At 50.4% G+C, this 18,952-nt stretch carries 17 protein-coding genes, 1 tRNA gene and 4 pseudogenes; 11 read left to right on the top strand and 11 right to left on the bottom strand.

The window, feature by feature from the left end:
• Positions 1 to 3: 3 nt before the first annotated feature.
• The 6 genes from ACZ5PT_RS14890 (at position 4) to ACZ5PT_RS14865 (ending at position 4,523) form a co-directional block, all read left to right on the top strand.
• Entirely contained in the window at positions 4 to 867 is an 864-nt protein-coding gene (locus tag ACZ5PT_RS14890) for a YitT family protein (protein ID WP_464263815.1), read from the top strand.
• A gap of 97 nt (positions 868 to 964) precedes the next feature.
• The gene (locus ACZ5PT_RS14885; protein WP_464263814.1) at positions 965 to 1,489 is read left to right on the top strand and encodes a MarR family winged helix-turn-helix transcriptional regulator; all 525 of its coding nucleotides are present in this window, start codon (positions 965 to 967) and stop codon (positions 1,487 to 1,489) included.
• Positions 1,490 to 1,775: 286 nt separating this feature from the next.
• A complete protein-coding gene (gene kamA, locus ACZ5PT_RS14880) occupies positions 1,776 to 3,095 on the top strand; it encodes a lysine 2,3-aminomutase (RefSeq protein ID WP_464263813.1) in 1,320 nt (439 codons plus the stop codon).
• Positions 3,085 to 3,939 carry a putative beta-lysine N-acetyltransferase gene (ablB, locus tag ACZ5PT_RS14875; protein ID WP_464263812.1) on the top strand — a complete coding sequence of 285 codons (855 nt, stop codon included), beginning with the start codon at positions 3,085 to 3,087 and terminating at the stop codon, positions 3,937 to 3,939. The genes kamA and ablB overlap by 11 nt, the downstream gene beginning before the upstream one ends.
• Before the next feature lie 46 nt (positions 3,940 to 3,985).
• Positions 3,986 to 4,108 carry a hypothetical protein gene (locus ACZ5PT_RS14870; RefSeq protein WP_464263811.1) on the top strand — a complete coding sequence of 41 codons (123 nt, stop codon included), beginning with the start codon at positions 3,986 to 3,988 and terminating at the stop codon, positions 4,106 to 4,108.
• Between the two features lie 49 nt (positions 4,109 to 4,157).
• Complete coding sequence (locus ACZ5PT_RS14865; RefSeq protein ID WP_464263810.1) at positions 4,158 to 4,523, top strand: hypothetical protein; 366 nt, start codon at positions 4,158 to 4,160, stop codon at positions 4,521 to 4,523.
• Positions 4,524 to 5,074: 551 nt separating this feature from the next.
• Here the strand turns inward: ACZ5PT_RS14865 and ACZ5PT_RS14860 are convergent.
• The 3 genes and pseudogenes from ACZ5PT_RS14860 to ACZ5PT_RS14850 all read right to left on the bottom strand — a co-directional run.
• On the bottom strand, positions 5,075 to 6,097 hold the full coding sequence (locus ACZ5PT_RS14860; protein ID WP_464263809.1) for a metallophosphoesterase: 1,023 nt from the start codon (positions 6,095 to 6,097) through the stop codon (positions 5,075 to 5,077).
• 419 nt (positions 6,098 to 6,516) lie between these two features.
• A complete protein-coding gene (locus ACZ5PT_RS14855; protein WP_464263808.1) occupies positions 6,517 to 7,143 on the bottom strand; it encodes a LysE family translocator in 627 nt (208 codons plus the stop codon).
• 10 nt (positions 7,144 to 7,153) lie between these two features.
• Positions 7,154 to 7,654, bottom strand: a pseudogene (locus ACZ5PT_RS14850) (PLP-dependent transferase); the annotation flags it as partial.
• A gap of 212 nt (positions 7,655 to 7,866) precedes the next feature.
• On the opposite strand from ACZ5PT_RS14850, the pseudogene ACZ5PT_RS14845 reads away from it, so the two are divergent.
• From ACZ5PT_RS14845 to ACZ5PT_RS14830, 4 genes and pseudogenes are all read left to right on the top strand, one after another.
• Positions 7,867 to 9,023: pseudogene (locus tag ACZ5PT_RS14845) on the top strand (IS3 family transposase).
• Positions 9,024 to 9,172: 149 nt separating this feature from the next.
• A complete protein-coding gene (locus ACZ5PT_RS14840; RefSeq protein ID WP_464263807.1) occupies positions 9,173 to 9,307 on the top strand; it encodes a response regulator in 135 nt (44 codons plus the stop codon).
• A 354-nt stretch (positions 9,308 to 9,661) separates the two neighbouring features.
• Positions 9,662 to 10,015: a hypothetical protein gene (locus tag ACZ5PT_RS14835; RefSeq protein ID WP_464263806.1), complete on the top strand. Its 354-nt coding sequence runs from the start codon at positions 9,662 to 9,664 to the stop codon at positions 10,013 to 10,015.
• A 247-nt stretch (positions 10,016 to 10,262) separates the two neighbouring features.
• Positions 10,263 to 10,490, top strand: a pseudogene (locus ACZ5PT_RS14830) (universal stress protein); the annotation flags it as partial.
• 508 nt (positions 10,491 to 10,998) lie between these two features.
• On the opposite strand, the gene ACZ5PT_RS14825 reads toward ACZ5PT_RS14830, so the two are convergent.
• Positions 10,999 to 11,181 (bottom strand): hypothetical protein, encoded by a 183-nt coding sequence (locus ACZ5PT_RS14825; protein WP_464263805.1) that lies wholly within the window; start codon positions 11,179 to 11,181, stop codon positions 10,999 to 11,001.
• Between the two features lie 338 nt (positions 11,182 to 11,519).
• On the bottom strand, positions 11,520 to 12,542 hold the full coding sequence (locus ACZ5PT_RS14820; protein WP_464263804.1) for a fatty acid desaturase: 1,023 nt from the start codon (positions 12,540 to 12,542) through the stop codon (positions 11,520 to 11,522).
• A 459-nt stretch (positions 12,543 to 13,001) separates the two neighbouring features.
• Here ACZ5PT_RS14820 and ACZ5PT_RS14815 point away from each other — a divergent pair, with 459 nt between their 5' ends.
• Positions 13,002 to 13,889: a bifunctional methylenetetrahydrofolate dehydrogenase/methenyltetrahydrofolate cyclohydrolase gene (locus tag ACZ5PT_RS14815; protein ID WP_464263803.1), complete on the top strand. Its 888-nt coding sequence runs from the start codon at positions 13,002 to 13,004 to the stop codon at positions 13,887 to 13,889.
• A 264-nt stretch (positions 13,890 to 14,153) separates the two neighbouring features.
• On the opposite strand, the pseudogene ACZ5PT_RS14810 reads toward ACZ5PT_RS14815, so the two are convergent.
• From ACZ5PT_RS14810 to ACZ5PT_RS14785, 6 genes and pseudogenes are all read right to left on the bottom strand, one after another.
• Positions 14,154 to 14,349: pseudogene (locus ACZ5PT_RS14810) on the bottom strand (hypothetical protein); the annotation flags it as partial.
• Between the two features lie 54 nt (positions 14,350 to 14,403).
• A complete protein-coding gene (locus ACZ5PT_RS14805) occupies positions 14,404 to 15,045 on the bottom strand; it encodes a DNA-3-methyladenine glycosylase I (RefSeq protein WP_464263802.1) in 642 nt (213 codons plus the stop codon).
• Positions 15,046 to 15,162: 117 nt separating this feature from the next.
• Positions 15,163 to 16,401: a M20 family metallo-hydrolase gene (locus ACZ5PT_RS14800; RefSeq protein WP_464263801.1), complete on the bottom strand. Its 1,239-nt coding sequence runs from the start codon at positions 16,399 to 16,401 to the stop codon at positions 15,163 to 15,165.
• Between the two features lie 16 nt (positions 16,402 to 16,417).
• A complete protein-coding gene (locus tag ACZ5PT_RS14795; protein ID WP_464263800.1) occupies positions 16,418 to 17,377 on the bottom strand; it encodes an aldo/keto reductase in 960 nt (319 codons plus the stop codon).
• Positions 17,378 to 17,481: 104 nt separating this feature from the next.
• Positions 17,482 to 17,558 (bottom strand) — tRNA-Pro (locus ACZ5PT_RS14790).
• 51 nt (positions 17,559 to 17,609) lie between these two features.
• A complete protein-coding gene (locus ACZ5PT_RS14785) occupies positions 17,610 to 18,923 on the bottom strand; it encodes a phenylacetate--CoA ligase family protein (RefSeq protein WP_464263799.1) in 1,314 nt (437 codons plus the stop codon).
• Between the last annotated feature and the right edge of the window lie 29 nt (positions 18,924 to 18,952).

Below are 18,952 nucleotides of genomic sequence, written 5' to 3'. Positions count from 1 at the left end.
TTAATGTCTCAAGAAAAAAGCAGTTTTGTTTATTCGTTATTCTGGAACAGTGGGCTGATCATTTTAGGCTCATTAATCCAGGCGATTGCCCTTAAGTCGGTGGCGATACCGCATCAGTTTGTCCCGGGCGGCTTGTTCGGGGTGGCCACGCTGCTCTACTACCTGACTGATTGGATCAACCCGGGTCTGTTCTATCTGCTGCTAAACATTCCGATGTTTATTCTTGGCTACCTGTATATCTCGCGCCGGTTTCTAGGGTACAGCGCCTTGGCGATGGCCTCGCTGACTTTCTTCTATCAAGTTGTTGATATCGATTTCAATATCGGCAATCAGCTTTACTCTGCACTGGTTTTCGGGGTCCTGCTAGGGGCCGGGGCGGGAATGGTACTGCGGTCGCTCGGATCGAATGGTGGCCTTGATGTCGTTGCGGTTATTTTGAGCCAGAAATATAACATCGGAATGGGCAAGCTTTACTTCCTGTTCAACTTGGTGTTGTTTTCTGTCAGTTTTGTCAGCTTTGATAATGACCTGGTGATCGCTTCGATGATTGCGGTCTTTGTCTGTTCGGTCACGATCGACTACTGCCTATCGATGTTTAACCAGCGAAAACTGGTGTTTATTGTCTCTTCCCAGCCAGAGGCGATCGCCGAGCAGGTGATGAGTCATTTGAAGATCGGCACAACCATGGTTCCGGCGGTCGGAGCTTATCAGAAACAGCAACGGACGATGTTGATGGTGGTTATTAACAATATCCAGCTTAAAAGACTCGAAGAGATTGTTTTTACTACTGACGAGTATGCTCTGTTTATTGTCGAAAACACCTTTAACGTGCTCGGATCGACCTTTTCGCGCCGAAAAATCTATTGATCGGATACCTGAGATCTTGTTAGACCGCTGAATCAGGGTTGTCAGGAAGGGCTTCTGCTTTTAAGATGGCGGACAATTGAGACGAAAAGAGGTGTTGATGGATACAACGGAAAGAAATGTCGATAGTGATCCAGAGGTTCCCAAGGGGAGTTATGATCTGCGTGTCCTTCAGACACTTCGCCGCATTATCCGTGCGGTTGATATCCATTCGCATAAACTGGCTACCCAGCATAAAATAACCGGCCCGCAACTGGCATGTCTGTTGACGATCAAAGAAGAGGGGCCCTTGACCAGTGCGAATTTGGCGAAAAAAGTTTATCTGAGCCCGAGCACTGTTGTTGGAATTATCGACCGTCTCGAAGAAAAGAAATGGGTTGAACGTAACCGTGACAACAAAGACCGCCGCCAAGTTTATATTTCGATCACCGCTGCCGGACAGCAACTGATTGAGGCTGCTCCCTCCCTCCTGCAAGACACCCTGTCAAGCGCTCTGATGGAGCTTCCGGAAATTGAACAAGTTGCCATTGTGCTGTCCCTAGAGAAGTTGGTTGACCTGATGGAAGCCCGCCACATTGGTGCCGCTCCGCTTTTGGAAACAGGTTCCTTAACCCCCGAAAAGTAACTTTCTCTCGATTTTTTCGCAACTTGACAGACTGGTCGCATTATGTGAATATCATTCGTGTACGAATCATTAAGTTGCGAACTAATATTCAAGGTCGAGAATTATCGACCAGGGAGTATTCCAAATGGGTCCCACTTAAGGGGCGTCTATCCAGGAAAAACTGCTCGGCCCAACATCTTTTGATCTACGCCGCAAAATTCGCGGCAAAACATAACTTCCAAGCCACGTTAAAACAAGCAGCACAATCAGGTGTATAGCTGTTTTTTTAAGGCGCAAGGAGCTGTCTATGAGTATCTATTCAAATAACCAACAAAAAATTGCTGAATATTTAAGTCGTGATGATCAGGTTGCTGCATCCAAATGGACCGATTGGCTTTGGCAGCTAAAGCATTCTGTCACCAGGGTTGAAACCTTCGAGAAACTTCTCGGCGTCGAGCTTGACGCTTTGGAGAGACGTAAAATCGCGCTGACGCTGAAAAAGTTTCCACTCTCAATCACCCCTTATTATCTTTCGCTGATTGATCGCAAAAACTTCCGTAACGATCCGGTTTTCCGCCAAGCATTTCCGGACCCGCAAGAGCTGGTGATTGAAAAATGTGACATGGCCGACCCTTTGGCCGAGGAGCGGGATAGCCCGGTTCCTGGAATTACGCACCGTTACCCTGACCGGGTGCTGTTTCATGTCAGTAACGTTTGCGCCATGTATTGTCGACACTGCACTCGCAAGCGCAAAGTCGGAGATATCGATTCCATCCCCGATCGAAACCAGATTCGGCAAGGTCTCGATTATATCCGCAGCAGGCCAGAAGTACGGGACGTCCTGCTCTCCGGCGGTGATCCGCTGATGCTTAATGATGCTTACCTTGACTGGATCCTCACCGAACTGCGCCAGATTGAGCATGTGCAGATCATTCGAATCGGTTCAAGGATGCCGGTGGTTTTGCCCTATAGAATTACCGATGAACTGGTCGAGATGTTGAAGAAACATCAGCCGCTGTGGATTAACACCCACTTCAACCATCCTCGCGAAGTGACCAGCTCTTCGAAAAAGGCGTTGCGCAAACTTGCGGATGCTGGAATCCCCCTCGGTAACCAGTCAGTTCTCCTGGCTGGCATCAACGACTGTCAAAGAATCATCAAGTCACTGGTGCACAAGCTGGTGGCGAACCGGGTTCGTCCCTACTACCTCTATCAGTGTGATCTGTCTGAAGGTCTGGCGCATTTTCGAACTCCGGTTGGCAAAGGAGTTGAAATCATGGAGAGCCTGATTGGTCATACCAGTGGCTTTGCCGTGCCAACCTATGTCATCGATGCCCCCGGTGGCGGCGGCAAGATTCCGGTGACCCCGAATTACCTGATCTCCCTGTCGACAAACAAGGTGGTGTTACGCAACTACGAGGGGGTCATCGCGACATACCAAGAACCCGATAGCTACAAACAGAAATTCTGTGACCGAGAATGTGCCAGTTGTGATCTCGAATTGATGCTTGAGGATGGCGAGGAAGCGGATTTCATCGGTATTGAAAAATTGCTGTCCGATTACGATGAGACGATCAGCCTCACCCCAGAGAACAACTCGCGTATGGAGCGAAGAGATGACCAGTGATTTGATCGAAGAGTTCGGCAGTTCAATTGTTCAGCATGGGCCACAAAATGACCGGATCTACCTGATGAAGTTGGATCGATCCGATGTGCCGGAAATCGTGACCAAGATTAACAACCTTGCGGCTCTGCATAGCTACTCAAAATCTTTCATCAAGATTCCGAGTTCCCTGCAGGACGATTTTTTCGCTGACGGATATCTCCTTGAGGCAAAGGTTCCCGGCTTGTTTAAGGGCGAGGAAGACGGCCTGTTCATGTCTCGCTACTACCATGAGGATCGGCGTATCGACCCTGATGCAGATCTGGTCAATAAAGTGCTTGAAGCCGCTTATCTGAAAGCCGAACATCATCATTCGGTGCCTCTTTCTGCTGGATGTGCCTGTCGCTTAGCGAGCCCTGCCGATTGTCGGCAGATGGCGGATCTGTATCGGCAAACCTTTGCCAGCTACCCCTTTCCGATCAATGATCCCGAATACCTTTACGCGACCATGGCCAAAAACGTCCTTTATGCCGGGATCTGGAAAGGAGAGCAGTTGTTGGCGCTGGCCTCAGCAGAGATTGATCATCACAACAGCAACGCGGAACTGACCGATTTTGCCACCCATCCCGATTGGCGAGGGTATGGGCTGGCCAACCGGCTACTTCAATATCTGGAAAAAGAGTTGCAATTGTTAGATATCAAAAACGGTTACACCATCGCCAGGGCAACTTCCTACGGGATGAATATCTGCTTTGCTCAGAACGGGTATCAGTTTGGCGGAACACTGGTGAAAAACACTCAGATCGGCGGCAGCCTGGAAAGTATGAACGTTTGGTTCAAAACTTTGGCGGACGAGAGCAATTCGTAGCATCCTTTATGGTGGGCAGCGGAGGAAAGTTGGCGAGCTGTTCGAGGTGTTGCTCTGGTCGCCGGACCGAACATTTACCAATGCCCATTCGCTCGACAAGATTGTCGAACAGGCCCGGATGGCATCCATGGATTTGCTGATTATCGATGGTGACATTGACACCCCGTAGCGCTAGTGACAACAAAACGCACGCCAAAGAGAATGGAATAGGAGAACCTGTGACCGGTCCGGTGAGTATTTACGCAATCGCAGAGATGGCCAAGCGTGCCGAAGAATCCACCTTGAAGGTGCGTAGCGAATTATTCCGTCTCGGCTGCGATCCTTCAACAATAAACGTTCTGCGGCAGGGCGTGTATCTACAAATGAAGTGCCAGCAGCAGATCATCCTGGTCTCTCCGCAGGAGGTGCTCGGAATTCTGCATAAAATTCCCCGAGGGACAGAGCTGTCGGAGATCTGGGAGCACATTTGTCAGCACGCCCATCAACTCGAAAAGCAAAAAAGGCTCACACGTGGCTGGACGGTTGCGGTTTTAGTTAGCCTGCTGTTGCTGGCGGCCTTCTTGGTTGTTTTCAGAGTTTACTGAGTCGAACAATCAGCGTTCAACCAAATGGAAATGAACTGTTTGAAATAGCAGGCATTCCCTGAAAAACCGAACCGATCAGCGGTCATCTCAATTGGCAACAGGAACTGAACAGCAACAAACCGTTGCACCTCAATCTGGAAGACCTAGGGACCTGGGTGGCGCAATACCAACCACTGTTGGCCTTGTATCACGGTGAAAGCCCTAATATTTTCAAAAACAGTCTGGTGATCCCAGGATATGGGTTTTACTGCTTGTGTAAAATATAATCTGGAGCAGCGCAGGCCAGTGCAACCTACCCAGTTTTAGTGCCATCAGAAACGGGAGAATCGTATAAAGTATCGATTTATTGGACATTGAGCAAGGGTGGTTTTTACCTGAAGCCGCGGTCCTGAATTACACAAATCTTGATCGGCAAAAATCCTGAGTTTTGTAGATGTACCAAAGCAGGAATCGCACATAATGTGGTAATCATGGGCGATTCGCGTATTTAAAGGGGTGGGTTATGGGAAACAGTTTTGATCTCTAGGCTTGCTGCGAGGAAACTTATGATCTTATGAACGTCCCGCCGGCTGCCGTAACGTCACTCTCAAAATTTCACCAGGAGTCCACAGACGCATGCGCGGCCCCCAGGTGCCCGTGCCACGGCAGACCACTACAGTCATGTCATCTGTCTGGTAACGGCCCTCGAGTAACGGGTAGCGCTGCTGCACTAGGTAATCAAATGGCCATATCTGGCCGCCGTGGGTATGTCCAGAGAGCATAAGATCGACTCCGTCCCCGGCTGCCACGTCGTCATACAGGGGGCTGTGCGACAGCAGAATCGTCGGCCCCTTTGGTCGTCCGGCCAGAGCCTGACGTAACTTCTCGCGACCGTTGCCGTTTCGCTGGCCCCTGGTTAGATCATCGACTCCGACCAGAACCAAACCTGGGTCGACTTCGGCCCAGCTGTTTCTCAGTACAGTGAAGCCATTGCCGGGAAAGACGCCTGCCTTTGAATCTCCACTGCGGTGAAATTCATGGTTACCCAACACAGCCCAGACTCCGAGCGGTGCTTTAAGTTGCGCAAGCACAGCATGCAGGCCCGGTAAGGGGTCGCTGTGGCCCTCGTAGATATCACCCAGTAAAAAAATCAGATCGGGCTGGGCCGCTTCTATCTGCGTCAAGCGGACCGCAAGCCATTTCTCATCGAGTCGGGACCCAAGGTGCAGGTCGGAGACGACAACAATCACCGTCCCTTCCAGTTGCTTGGGCAATCCCTTGAGAGCAACCTCATAGTTATTCACTACCGGTGGCCGCATCCCCTGCACCAGAGCGATAATTGCCAACACCAGGCCAACGATTAAACCGAGGCCACGCAAACAAGCAACCTGGCGTGACCACAACCAACCGAAGCCGGTGAACAGATCAACAACCAGAAGACACACGGCGCACAGAAACAATGTCGCCATCCAATTCATCGAGAGATGTTCCAGTGTGCCAGCCAGAAGACCAGGGTTGTCGTGACCGTAAAAACGGCCAATTACGAACAGCCCCCACATCACGACGCCAGTCAAGGCAATATGCCGTTTTGGCATGCGGCGCGTGAGCAGCGGAATACTACTGGCGCGCCTGAAGACGTACAGATGAAGGAATGTGACTATGCTTGTAAGTATGGTACCGAACATACGGTTGAAGTATTTTCACTTAAATGTTTGATTCGGGAGCCAATGGAATTTGTGCGTCCATATCTCAGTTTTTAACTGTATAGGTATGACATTACATTAAAATTGATATCATGTCCCCCCCCTGAACTCTGGGTAGAATGGAAAAGAAGATTATCTCAGAGGTTTTTCTGATTTATGGTGGATTGTGAGACACTCGGCGGGTAGTCGAGGTGGATACCAGCCCCAAAATGGTAGATAGAGTCATAGACATGACTTTAGAATTTTACTTAGTTGTTTACGCCGAGGAAACATAGCGGTTTATGACGTTCAGAACAATATCGATGAACTCATTACCTCTGCAGAGGACTCAGCATATAGATGCCAAGGGCGAGAAGAATACTGCCTGATAGTTTTGGGAGAAATCGCTGTAAAGTTGCATTTTTCGCGAAGGCGTTGCCTGCTTTTGAAACCGCTAAACCGACCAAACAATAAATCGTGAAGCAGAGAAGACTGGTAACAAACCCGAAGACCAGCATCTGCGTTGCCACAGAAATTGTCCCTGGTGTACAGAACTGGGGGAGCAATGCAAAATAGAACAAGAGCCCCTTCGGATTTAAAATGCTGGTCAGAACCCCTTGCCTGATCAGCAACCCAGATGACGATTTCTTAGGAATTTCAGCTGTGAAGCTCGCCCCACTGGAGCGGAACAGCGACAAAGCGAGAAAAATCAAATAGGCGGCCCCACCCATCTGAATGGCTCTGAATACCGTGGGAGAGGCGGCAAGGACTGAAGCCAGCCCCAAAGTTACCAGTAAGGTGTGTCCGGCGTAGCCGATGGCGACTCCTAGCGCTGATAATATTGCGGCATTTCGGCCTTCAGATAAAGAACGTCCCGCCACGTAAAGCATATCCGGTCCCGGAGTAACTATCAGAGTAAGGACCGTGAGCAAAAACAGACTGAATGTATGAAATTGCATAGTGATTTAATTAACCTGCAAGAGCTTGATTCAGATCATTGAACAAATCGTTGATGTGTTCAATGCCGATCGAAAGCCGCACAAAATCTAGACCAACCCCGGCAGCCGCTTGTTCTTCTTCGGTCAACTGGGCATGGGTTGTCGACGCTGGATGGATTGCTAGGCTTTTGGCATCACCGATGTTTGCCAGATGGCTGAACAGTTTCAGATTATTGATGAATTGCTTGCCTTGCTCAAGGCCGCCTTTGATCCCAAACCCGACGATGGCACCAAAGCCATTTTTCAAATAGCACTTTGCGAGTTCGTGGCTAGGGTGGTTTTTCAGTCCGGGGTAAACCACCCAGTTCACCTGCTCATGATTCTGCAGGAACTTTGCAACCGCCAAGGCATTGCTGCAGTGGCGTTCCATCCTCAAGGTCAAGGTCTCCACCCCTTGCAGCAGCAAGAAGCTATTGAAGGGTGAGATGCAGGCCCCAATATCGCGCATGAGATTTGTTCTGATACGGATGATTTGTCGGACTGAGGTCGGTCCGCAATAGTGGACACCATATTATGGTCAGGCAACCCCCCGCCGCCTGATGAGTTTCTTCCAATATGCCGCTGGGGAGAGATTGCCCAAGCTGGCATGTCGTCGCTGTCGGTTGCTCATCGGTTCCTCCTGATGGACTGCCCTCAAAACGCTAGGCACCTCCTAAGGTAGAATTAGATTTTGCGGAGGTGACAATGAGCAACCAGCAGTATCCCAAGGAATTTCGAGAAGAAGCAATCCGCCAGGTGCTGGAACGAGGCTATTCCGTCAAGGAGATATCCGAGCGACTAGGGGTATCGACGCATAGTTTGTACAAGTGGGTCCAGGCAGCAAAACCATCTCCGACAAAGAGCAAAGACGAAGAACTTCTGGAAGCCAAACGGGAGATTCTTAAGCTCAAGGCTGAGCTTCGGCGAACTCAGGAGGAGCGTGAAATACTAAAAAAGGCCGCCGCGTACTTTGCAAGGGAGTCAGAGTAAAGTACGCGTTCATTGATGAGCACCGCGAGAGTTTTGGCATCAAAACTATGTGCCGGGCTCTGAAAATTCATCGCTCGGGCTTTTACGCTTGGACTCATAAGCCTGTGTCTGGCCGGGCCAAGGAGGATTTGCGGCTCCTTGGCCTGATTCGCGCCTCCTATGAGGCCAGTGGCTGCACCTATGGCAGTCGCCGGGTCTATGCGGATCTAAGGGAGGCAGGGAAAGGCTGTGGCATCAACCGTGTGGCCAAGATCATGCGTAAAAATAAGATACGAGCTTTGCGTGGATATAAAAAACCAAGGTATCGTTATAGTAAGCCTCACATGGCGGTTCCAAACCAACTTGAGCAGCAATTTACTGTTGATAGCCCGAACGCCGCATGGGTGACGGACATCACCTACATTCGAACTTGGCAGGGTTGGCTTTACCTCGCCACGGTTCTCGATTTATATGCCCGTAAGGTTGTTGGTTGGTCAATGAAAGCAACGCTTGAAAAGGAACTGGTGCTGGATGCTTTACTGATGGCCGTTTAGCGGAGACAACCCAAGAATCAGGTCGTTCTTCACTCTGATCAAGGGTCACAATACAGCAGCGATGAATGGTCACGATTCTGCGAACAGCATAATTTGTCAGTCAGCATGAGTCGGCGTGGTAATTGTTATGATAATGCAGTCGCGGAATCTTTTTTCAGCAGCCTAAAGAAGGAACGCATTCGTAAGCAGAGTTACAGAAACCATGACGAAGCACGCATGGATGTTTTTGATTACATCGAAGTGTTCTACAATCGTAATCGGCGACATAGCCATCTTGGCGGCATGACCCCAGAAGCATTTGAGCAGAAGTTTGAAAACAGGCAGCAGGTGTCTAGTTAAGTGGGGGTAGTCCAAGGCAGCATTCTATGAAAGTGGGGAGGGTCTAGGATTCTCGTGGCGATTCAAAGCAGGTATATTCCACTTCTAGAGATGGCAGCCGCTATGATTGCTATAATCATAATTTCCAGCGGCTTTTAACAGGGGTTTTCATGGCCAGAATTCTGATGGTTGACGACGAACCCGGGTTACGCTTGTTCTATTCGGAAGAAGTGGCAGACGAAGGTTATGAGGTGGTCTCAGCCAAAGGCTGTGAGGATGCAGCTGCGGTCCTAAGAAATCAGTAGATCGGCCTAGTTATTCGCGATAATCCTCTTGGTCAGAAAAATGGACTGGAAATGCTGCCATTCGATAATTTCACCATTCTTGGTTTATGGCGGCGTAGCCCCGCTGGCTTCAAGCGGGTAAGAATTGTCTACAATTCTTCTTTATCGAGCAGTTTGAAGTTTTCTATCTCGGCACTTTTTCCTTCGACTGCAGGTAGGGTTCGATTAACTCAAAATCGACAAAAACGTTCTCTTTCCGCCACCATCTGATAAATTCTTTTCCTTATTTTCTTCCTTCTTCAGGCTCATGAATACTATCAATTCTTCTCATATCTCATCCTCCATCCTGAACATCTATAATCAGTTGCTATCCGCATGGCCAAGCAACATGGTGCCCACCTGGTCGCGCTCTACGCGCAGGAGCCTTTCATCATCCCTGGCTATTTATTACAAGCTGGTCTGGAGATCAGCGAAGCTCAGGAAAAGGCCGCGGCGGCGGAAATGAACAGGACCAAAATGGCTTACAATAATCAGGCGTCGAGCATGGGTTTAAAAAATACTGAATGGCGTTCCACTATCGACTTTCCAGTCAATGCGGTAGCAATGCAGGCTCGATATGCTGATTTGGTCATCGTCGGCCAAACGGACTCTTCTGATGTGTCAAATGTGACCAAGGATTTCCCAGCGCAGTTAGTGCTGGCTGCCGGCCGGCCGGCCGGCCAGTATTGATTCTCCCCTATGCAGGTAGTTTCCTCAGTATAGGTAGTCGCATTCTAGTCGCCTGGAATGCGAGTCGCGAGTCGATGCGAGCCATCACCGATGCGCTCCCGCTGCTTAAGAGTGCGGATAGCGTCAATCTTATCGCAATTTCTCCTAAACATGACGCTCAGGGGCGCATACCTGTTGAGGATATCGTTTCTTATCTCGTATGCCATGGCGTTCATGTTGAGGTGTCGACGGAGCATGTCGCGGGAAGGATGTAGGGAATGTGCTCCTTTCTCGCGCAGCAGACCTAAGTGCAGACCTCATTATCATGGGCGGTTACGGCCATTCCAGGCTGAGGGAATGGGTGCTGGGTGGGGCAACCCGAAAAGTTCTTGAATCGATGACGGTGCCGGTACTGACGTCTCACCTGCATTCACTGCAAAATCGCATAAATTTCAGTTGTACGAAAACCCTGTTCCCGGGCACAGATCAGGACTAATTACATTGCCCGGCCAGGTAGATTGAAATCTTCGGATATTGTTCTGGAATAGTTTTTAGATCAACAGATTGGACAAATTTAGAACGTTCGAGACCACTCAACCCAATTTACTCGACTCGTGATTATAAAACTCAGCCGGTGTGACCAGCGAGCTCATGTCGCTCATTTCGTAAAACTCCTGCCTAAAAGGCCATGTCTCCATAGGAATTTTGATGGGATCCGAAGGTCTGATAAGTCACCCTCTGCATAGGGGAAGGAAAAATGCCCCGAATACCATTTCGTGGCCGTTTCTCAGGTAGCTGCATTAATCGAATACTTATTTACAGAAAGTGGCGTAATGCAATAAAGCTACCCGATTGAGTATTCGTGCGGCTTCTGAGTGTTTAAAGGGGTGAGTCGTTTTCCCGCTTATTGGTCTTTAACGACTCACCAGTTTCCATAATACAACAGATCGGACGTTGAATTTTTCTGATCTTGATGTGGCTCGCTGTGACAGCGACCCTGACACCTATCGGCTGTCGGTCTTGCAGTCGATAGAATAGTGTGCGCAGTTGACGATGTAGCAGGGGCCGCTACAGGGGCCGCTACATTTTCCGTAGGCTTCGCGAACCCTTATGCAGGCGGAATTGAACTCCGGGTTGTAACCGCTGCAAGGATACTGGCATTGCCGGCCTTCACGTTTCGCGATCATAGAGTCCTCCACCGTTGCTTAGGTTTCAATTTGGTTGCTATTTTATCATCCTGTCTTCAGCTGTTACCTCCAAGTTGAGTTAATGGTTCGTATCTACATCATCATTAAAATGACAAGGGCTGGAATTTTCTGAATTACTGATAATGTAATTTTACTTCTATCAGGCCCTAATAAGAGGTCAAGTCTTTTGCTTGATTTTTTTGCTAGCCTGAATTCGAAGACACAGGCAGATGAACTTTCGGCAGCCAGTCCAATATGTCTGACAAGTGCCCCTCCATAGAACGTGAAATCGGAATTAAGTTCAAATGGATGCCATTCAATGAGTCCCAACCTCTGCGTTAACGGCTCTTTAGCGACTGAAAACTGACCATTTTCCGGGTGCGCTCATCATAAAGATTCAAGTGTAATGATTGCAGGCTATTTCGCAGGGTAAGCGGCTCAATGGCCTGGAATTCAGGCGTTTCATCATGGCACTCCTGCAGACGGTAGTTCGGTATGCCGGGGCGCATGTGGTGAACATGATGAAAGCCGATGTTTCCCGTGAACCATTGGAGGAGTTTCGGCAGCGGGTAAAATGAAGCTCCCCCCATGACAACCTGCCAGGGGTCCCATTCTTCGTGGCGCGCCCAGTAAACTCCATCGAACTGATGCTGGACGTAGAACAGCCAGACGCCAAGCGTTGCTGCCATCATCAGAACCGGCAATTGGACCAACAGGTAGATACGAATTCCAATGGTCAGGCTGGCTGCGACAATGATCGCAACAAGGGCCAGATTGGTGATGATAACACTGACAAAATCTGTTTTCTTCGCCCCTGCAGAGGGATAACGGTTACGCAGCAGGAAGTAATAAAGAGGGCCAAGCCCAAGCAAAACAAGGGGATGGCGATACAACCGGTAGCCTAGTTTCCGTAACGGCGGTGCAGACAGGTATTCCTCGACGGTCAAGGTTGTAATGTCACCCACGCCCCGCCGGTCCAGGTCGCCGGCAGTGATGTGATGCCCGGAGTGACTGCGCCGCCAGTCATGAAACGCTGTGAAGACCAGAAGGCCACAAAGGTACCCGATATTCCTGTTCCATCGAGGTGTAGGCAGAAGGGATCCGTGGGTACAATCGTGGAATAAGATGAAAATACGCGTCAACAAGGCGGCCGCGACCACGCCAAGGGCAAGGGTAATTCCGTAAGAATAGTTCTGGAGGACGGTCAGAACCATCACCGCCAGCAGGAGAAGATAGGCTATGAGAGTGGTCAGGAGCTGCCAAATGGCCTTACGAGTATCGCGCTGGAGATAGTGTGCGGTGGCCTTGTACCATTCCGGCTTTTCTCCCTTGGCAACAATAATGACGGGATTGAAAGGCATACGGAACTCCTTCGACCATTCGAAGTTTTTCAGTAAATTAATAATATGGAAGACTTGAACCGTTATTGAAATGTACTGTTAAAACTTCTGGATTTCAAGTCGGTGCCGCTAACAGGATTTCACGCGACATTGGAAAGTGGCCTGCCTTTGATGGCCAATTTCAGGCCGGATCCCCCCTTAACCCTGCATTTTTTCACTGCGCGCAAGCTCATTTCGTCACACTATTTCTAAGTGGCTGGTTTCTGAAAATACATGGTGGTTTTAAGTTATTTAATCTGACCTGCCCCTGTTGTTATTTCTGGGAAGCGTATACATGGTTGCCCCGCCAAAATCCATGTGATAGTTTCTCAACCTTCTGTTTTATTGAACTATTTCGAACCATTCAGAAACGGCAGGTCGCGGCTCGGCAGCCTCCTGTTTTTTTCTTCGTCGGTACGCCTACCAGAAAAGGAGATGCCCATGCTGGTACTACCTAGAGTCGTCGCTGCGCGCTACCGTGCGGAGATCAGGCAGGAGATTCGGGCCCTTGGCACCCAACTCAAGGTCGTCGGCTTTCTCGCCGGGGACTACGGCCCCTCCCTCACCTACGCCGAATATACCAAGAGTGCCTGCGAAGAGCTGGGGATCGCCTACGAACTGCGCACCAGTGGCCGGCTCGAGCTGGAGCAAGCGATCGTCGAGGCCAACGAGGACCCTTCCGTCCACGGCATCATGATCTATTACCCGATCTTCGGCAACGAGCAGGACCGCTACCTGAAGGACGTGGTTGATTACCGCAAGGACATCGAGGGACTGCATTCCTTCTGGATCCGCAAACTCTACGAGAACGAGCGGATCATCGACGAGGCCGAGATTGCCGGTAAGGCAGTGGTTCCCTGCACCGCCCTGGCAACACTGAAAGTCCTCGAGGCCAACGGGGCCTACGGTGGCAGCGGCACTCGTCCGGCGGAGCACAAGACGGTGACCATCTTCAACCGCAGCGAAGTGGTTGGCCGCCCTCTGGCGGTCATGATGTCGAACGACGGCGCAAGGGTCTACTCCTTCGATGAGTTCGGCCCCCTTCTCTATGAGGACGGACAGGCCAGAGAGATTTCTATCTCCCGGGGCGACGCCCTCAAAGCGTCGGATATGGTGATCACCGGGGTTCCTTCCAAGGCCTTCCCCAAGATCGAGGCCGAAGAGCTCTCCCCGCACACCATCTGCCTCAACTTCGCCACCATCAAGAATTTCACTCCCGAGGCGGAAGAAGCCGCCGAACTGTTCATCCCCCGGGTCGGCCCGGCGACCGTGGCAATGTGCATGCGCAACACCCTGCGCCTCTACCGCACCTACCACGCAAACCGATGACCGCCTGATCAAGGAAAAGTTCGCTAAAAACCTGCAAAAAAACGCCTCGATGTTGAGGCGTTTTTTTGTTCTTGGCTTGCACTTCCCTTTGCCCTACTTTTTGAGATGGCGGTGGTCATTTGCAATTACCAGATCAACATAGGCCTCATACATCCAGAGGCATTTTGCCGGGATGCGCGGATATCCGCTTATCCACAGTTTCCAACACCGGGAAAGAGATAGCAGGGGAAGTTCTGTGTAGCCGGATATGGCCTGCTTTCAGGGCAAGCTGAAACGGTAGTCGCGCATCGGCAGGTAGGCGGCAGCGTGAGACCAGTATTCGAACCTGCTTATCGGCAATCAATTAATCGAGATGGTATCGATCTGGATCAAATAGCCAAGGCGTTCAATTGCTGACAGCGTGGCTGCCATGGAGCTGCCGGTTTGCTTTGCCGGAGGTCCGCTATGACAGTAGGACCAGCTTTCTGGCCTATTGCATGGAGAGAAATCCTGTCATCTGGTTGTCTTGCTACCTCTAGCAAGGAGGCGTAAATTCTCTTCGCGCACGTTCCACGAGTTCTCGGATAGCGCAGCCCTCCATATGATCATTCACCAAGCCCATCGCCTGCATGAATGCATATGCGGTGGTTGGTCCAAAGAACTTCCAACCGCGTTTTTTCAGATCTTTACTTAACAACTGAGATGTCTTGGTGATACTCGGAATTTGGACATTGTCGTCATTTTTTCCGATTCCGGGTTCACGGGATTCAGGCTCCCACCCCCAGATATAACCTGCAAGACTGCCGAACTCAGCAACGATCTCGATAGCCCGATGGGCATTATTGATGGTCGCCTCTATTTTGCCGCGATGGCGAACGATGCCTGCATTTTGCAGCAGACAGGCAACATCCTCATCATCGAATTCAGCAATCTTGTTAAAGTCGAAACCAGCGAACGCCTCGCGAAAATTTTCCCGTTTCCGCAGAATGGTCAGCCAGGAGAGCCCAGACTGGAATCCCTCTAGGCAAATTTTCTCAAAGAGTCTGATGTCATCAGCAACTGGGCGCCCCCACTCTTGATCATGATATTTACGGTAGACAAGAGGTTCATGGCCCCACCAACAGCGAGATCGTCCATCTTCAGCCGTAAGGATATATTTGTTGTCTGATTCAGTCATAGATTATTTCTCTGCCCTCCTTTAGGCCGGGTGCGACATACCCTTTCTCAAAGATAATCTGGAGGCAATATACGACGCAACAACCGCATTCGCTTAGCGCAGCAACGATGTCATAAACTACATTTCGCCGTCTGCCAACCGGAGTACTGCCTCTAGAAGAACCTTTGTGCCATTGCAGATATCCTCAATGCAACTGAACTCCTCTATATTGTGACTGACACCACCGACACTCGGGATAAAGATCATACCCGCATCGGTAATCCGAGCCATGTTCATCGCATCATGGCCGGCTCCACTTGGCATCAATAGATAAGGAAGTCCGGCGCTGGTCGCCGAGTCCTTCAGCAGGTTTAAAACTTTTGTGGAAAGAGACACTGGGCTGTCATCACACAACTGTTCAAAAGTGATGGTGAGTCCCCTCTTGTCAGCAATCTGCGACATAAGGCTGAGGATGGCGTTTACTGCGCTTGATTTGTCATCCTGATCAACATCGCGGATATCAATGCCAAGTTCAACCCGTCCGGGAACGACGTTCATCGATCCAGGGCTTACATTGATGTAACCGACGGTGCCGACAGTCTTTTTTTCAGGCTGGACGGAGGTTATGTGTTCGACCCCTAGAATCAGCTCGCTGGCCCCAGCAAGGGCATCCTTGCGCATATCCATAGGGGTATTCCCAGAATGATCAGCGCGGCCATCAATGAAGACCTTTAAGCGGGTCGGGGCGGCGATTGCGATAACGATACCAATCGGACAGCCCTTTTTCTCAAGGACTGGACCTTGCTCAATATGAAGTTCCAAAAAGGCATGGACTTGGCCGGGATGTAGCGAGCACCTGTCAATAGCATCAGGATGATAGCCACTTTTTAGAAGTGTTTCGTAGAGGGATGAGCCTTCGTTGTCGACAAGTTTTTTCGTGGATGGCAGATCCAACTTTCCGGTTAAGGCTTTACTGCCGATTGTGGCCACACCAAAGCGGCTCGATTCTTCGGCGGAAAAATTGATGACTTCCAGCGGCCGATTTGTGACAAAATTACGGTCATTGAGAATCCGAACAACTTCAAGGGCGGCGAGAACGCCGACCGAACCGTCGTAGTTTCCGCCCTCGGGGACAGTGTCAAGGTGGGATCCGAGCATCACCGGTGGCAGGTCACTTAAGCCTTGACGGCGTCCGCGAATATTACCGATAGCATCTACGGAAACCTCTAAACCGGCTTTTTCCATCGCCCCCTGCAACCAGGTTCGGGCAGCTAAATCCTCCGGTGAGAATGCTATTCTGCTAAAACCACCTGTTTCCAACGCGCCGAACTGCTCAAGTTCGGCAAAATCACTCGATAAACGCTTCCGATAAGACATTAAACACTCCACCCGACTAAACGACACGAATCATGAATTCCGGACAGGCGGCGGCACAGTAACCACAGAGGATGCAGTCTTCCCGCTTAATCCTGGCCTTATCACCTTCCAGAAAGAGGCAATTATTGGTACAGGCAGGCACACAGACGCCACAGCCTTTGCAGAACTGTTCCATGATCTGGATTTTTCGTTCGCGCTTTTCCAGTTCATCCCAGAGCGAAGCTTCGGCCTGACCGCTGTTGACCAGGATGAAATTTCCTTCGATTTCTTCCTTGGATAACATGCCCACGGCTAAGCCATGCATGCCCTGAAGATCCAGGACATAGCGTAGGCTGGCGCGTGCTTCTTTTATCAGATTTCCGCCAGCGAGCGCCTTCATGCCATAAATGCCCTTATCGTTGCCGGCGGCAAAAGCAATCGCTGCCGCCATATCGGCCGCACTGCCATCAAGAATGCCCATTCCGGTGCGATTGATCAGAGGGTGAATGACATCGATGTCGGGATGAACTGCGGCTAAACGCACCGCACAAATAAAGTGAGTGGAGAGTCCGAGGAAATCGATCATTCCTTCCTGCTTCATCTTTTGCATTTCAGCAAACACCGCTGCGCGATCAACAAATGGATTATCCAGGCGTGCGCCGTGCAGGTGAACAACGTCGAGCTTGGGCAGATCCATCTCGCGTAGCGCCCTTTCAACGTGCTTGCGGGCATCTTCGGCCGTGGTCGCATGAGTTTTACTGACCACATGAACCTTCTTTTTGACACCACGCAAAGCTTCACGGATATGTGTGTAGGTACCGTACAGTTCAGCGGTGTCGATCATATTGACACCGAGATCAAGCGCATGCCGAATCAATTCACCACCCTGCTCCGGGCTTAGATCGGCCTGCAGCGGCCCGAGCGGTAAGGATCCGAAAACAAGGCGTGAAATATGGAGTTCGGTGCGGCCGAGACGACTGAGTTTTTGCTGTACCATATAAATTGCTCCTTACAATAAAAAACAAAATAGCCGTTTCGGCAGAAAACTAATAATAAAAAAAGCCGACTCCTTTATCAGGAATCGGCTTTTTTACATTGTAATGGTCGGGATGAGAAGATTCGAACTTCCGGCCCCTTGACCCCCAGTCAAGTGCGCTACCAGACTGCGCCACATCCCGTCAATCTCAATGCGTCGCGAATTATCTTGTATTTACAGCGGTCTGTCAAGGTTAGTTTTTCCGTCGATCAAAAACCCGACAAGCCTTGCCTTCGTGGCGTGTGATGCTGGAAGGTTCGACCAATTTGACCTTCACACTGAGGCCGAGCGCCGAGTGAATCCGCTTCTCCGCGTTGACAACGAAAGAGCGCTGCTGCTTCATCTCGTCGAAGAAGATTTTTTCGTTCACTTCAACCAGAATCTCCAGTTGATCCTGATTGTCGATTCGATCAACAACCAACTGATAGTGAGGCTCACAGCCTTCAATCTGAAACAGAACTTCCTCAATCTGCGTCGGGAAGACATTGACCCCTTTGATAATCAACATGTCATCGCTGCGGCCACGGGTTTTTTCCATCCGTGCCAAGGTGCGACCGCACGCACAAACATCGTAGTTCAAGCGGGTAATATCGCGGGTCCGATAGCGGATCATCGGGAATGCCTGTTTCGTCAGGCTGGTCAGCACAAGTTCGCCAATCGAACCTTCCGGCAACACCGCGCCGCTGTCGGGATCGATAATCTCGGCGATAAAGTGATCCTCCGCCAAGTGCATGCCCTGCTTGCAGGCACACTCACCAGCAATTCCTGGCCCCATAACCTCCGACAGGCCGTAATTATCAGTGGCCAGGATACCGAGCCGACTTTCCAGCTCGATACGCATCTGCTCACTCCAGGGCTCGCCACCGAACAGGCCGACCCGCAAGGCCAGGGATTTCGGATCGATCCCTTGTTTTTCCATGCGATCGGCAAGGGTTAATCCATAGGATGGCGTACAAACCAGTGCAGATGAACGATAATCCTGCATGATCATCAACTGTTTGTCGGTGTTTCCGCCGGAAATCGGGATAACCGAGGCGCCAATCGCTTCTGAACCATAATGCAATCCGAAGGCACCGGTGAACAAACCGTAGCCAAAGGCGATATGGACAATATCTTCATTGCTGACCCCGGCAGCGGTCATAAAACGGGCCACAAGCTCGGTCCAGACGTGGATATCTTCCTGGGTATATCCAACCACCGTCGGTTTGCCGGTGGTGCCGGACGATGAATGAATTCGCACCACTTCGCGCATCGGCACCGCAAACATGCCATAGGGATAATTAAGGCGCAGGTCTTCTTTGGTGGTAAAAGGCAGTTGAGCGAGATCCGAAAGCGACTCCAGATCAGTGGCGGCAAATCCACACTCTTTAAACTTATTCTGATAACAGGGAACGTTATCTGCTACCCGGTGAAGGGTTTGCTGAAGGCGCTGCAGCTGCAATTGCTGTAATTGCTCGCGGGGCATGCATTCGGCTTCAGCATTCCAGAAGCTTGTATGACTTTCCATAAGGCTCAACTATCCAGTCAAGTAGTAGT

It is taken from the genome of Desulfuromusa ferrireducens, from assembly GCF_055389805.1.
The sequence above is the reverse complement of the archived record's forward strand: the minus strand, read 5'-3'. Positions and strand labels throughout refer to the sequence as shown.

Bases quoted from the DNA above. Each gene is read 5' to 3' on its own strand.
- ACZ5PT_RS14840 (WP_464263807.1), top strand. From the start codon at position 9,173: ATGGCCAGAATTCTGATGGTTGACGACGAACCCGGGTTACGCTTGTTC.
- ACZ5PT_RS14885 (WP_464263814.1), top strand. From the start codon at position 965: ATGGATACAACGGAAAGAAATGTCGATAGTGATCCAGAGGTTCCCAAG.
- ACZ5PT_RS14890 (WP_464263815.1), top strand. From the start codon at position 4: ATGTCTCAAGAAAAAAGCAGTTTTGTTTATTCGTTATTCTGGAACAGT.
- ACZ5PT_RS14785 (WP_464263799.1), bottom strand. From the start codon at position 18,923: ATGGAAAGTCATACAAGCTTCTGGAATGCTGAAGCCGAATGCATGCCC.
- kamA (WP_464263813.1), top strand. From the start codon at position 1,776: ATGAGTATCTATTCAAATAACCAACAAAAAATTGCTGAATATTTAAGT.
- ablB (WP_464263812.1), top strand. From the start codon at position 3,085: ATGACCAGTGATTTGATCGAAGAGTTCGGCAGTTCAATTGTTCAGCAT.
- ACZ5PT_RS14825 (WP_464263805.1), bottom strand. From the start codon at position 11,181: ATGATCGCGAAACGTGAAGGCCGGCAATGCCAGTATCCTTGCAGCGGT.
- ACZ5PT_RS14815 (WP_464263803.1), top strand. From the start codon at position 13,002: ATGCTGGTACTACCTAGAGTCGTCGCTGCGCGCTACCGTGCGGAGATC.
- ACZ5PT_RS14800 (WP_464263801.1), bottom strand. From the start codon at position 16,401: ATGTCTTATCGGAAGCGTTTATCGAGTGATTTTGCCGAACTTGAGCAG.
- ACZ5PT_RS14805 (WP_464263802.1), bottom strand. From the start codon at position 15,045: ATGACTGAATCAGACAACAAATATATCCTTACGGCTGAAGATGGACGA.
- ACZ5PT_RS14820 (WP_464263804.1), bottom strand. From the start codon at position 12,542: ATGCCTTTCAATCCCGTCATTATTGTTGCCAAGGGAGAAAAGCCGGAA.
- ACZ5PT_RS14835 (WP_464263806.1), top strand. From the start codon at position 9,662: ATGGCCAAGCAACATGGTGCCCACCTGGTCGCGCTCTACGCGCAGGAG.
- ACZ5PT_RS14855 (WP_464263808.1), bottom strand. From the start codon at position 7,143: ATGCAATTTCATACATTCAGTCTGTTTTTGCTCACGGTCCTTACTCTG.
- ACZ5PT_RS14795 (WP_464263800.1), bottom strand. From the start codon at position 17,377: ATGGTACAGCAAAAACTCAGTCGTCTCGGCCGCACCGAACTCCATATT.
- ACZ5PT_RS14860 (WP_464263809.1), bottom strand. From the start codon at position 6,097: ATGCCAAAACGGCATATTGCCTTGACTGGCGTCGTGATGTGGGGGCTG.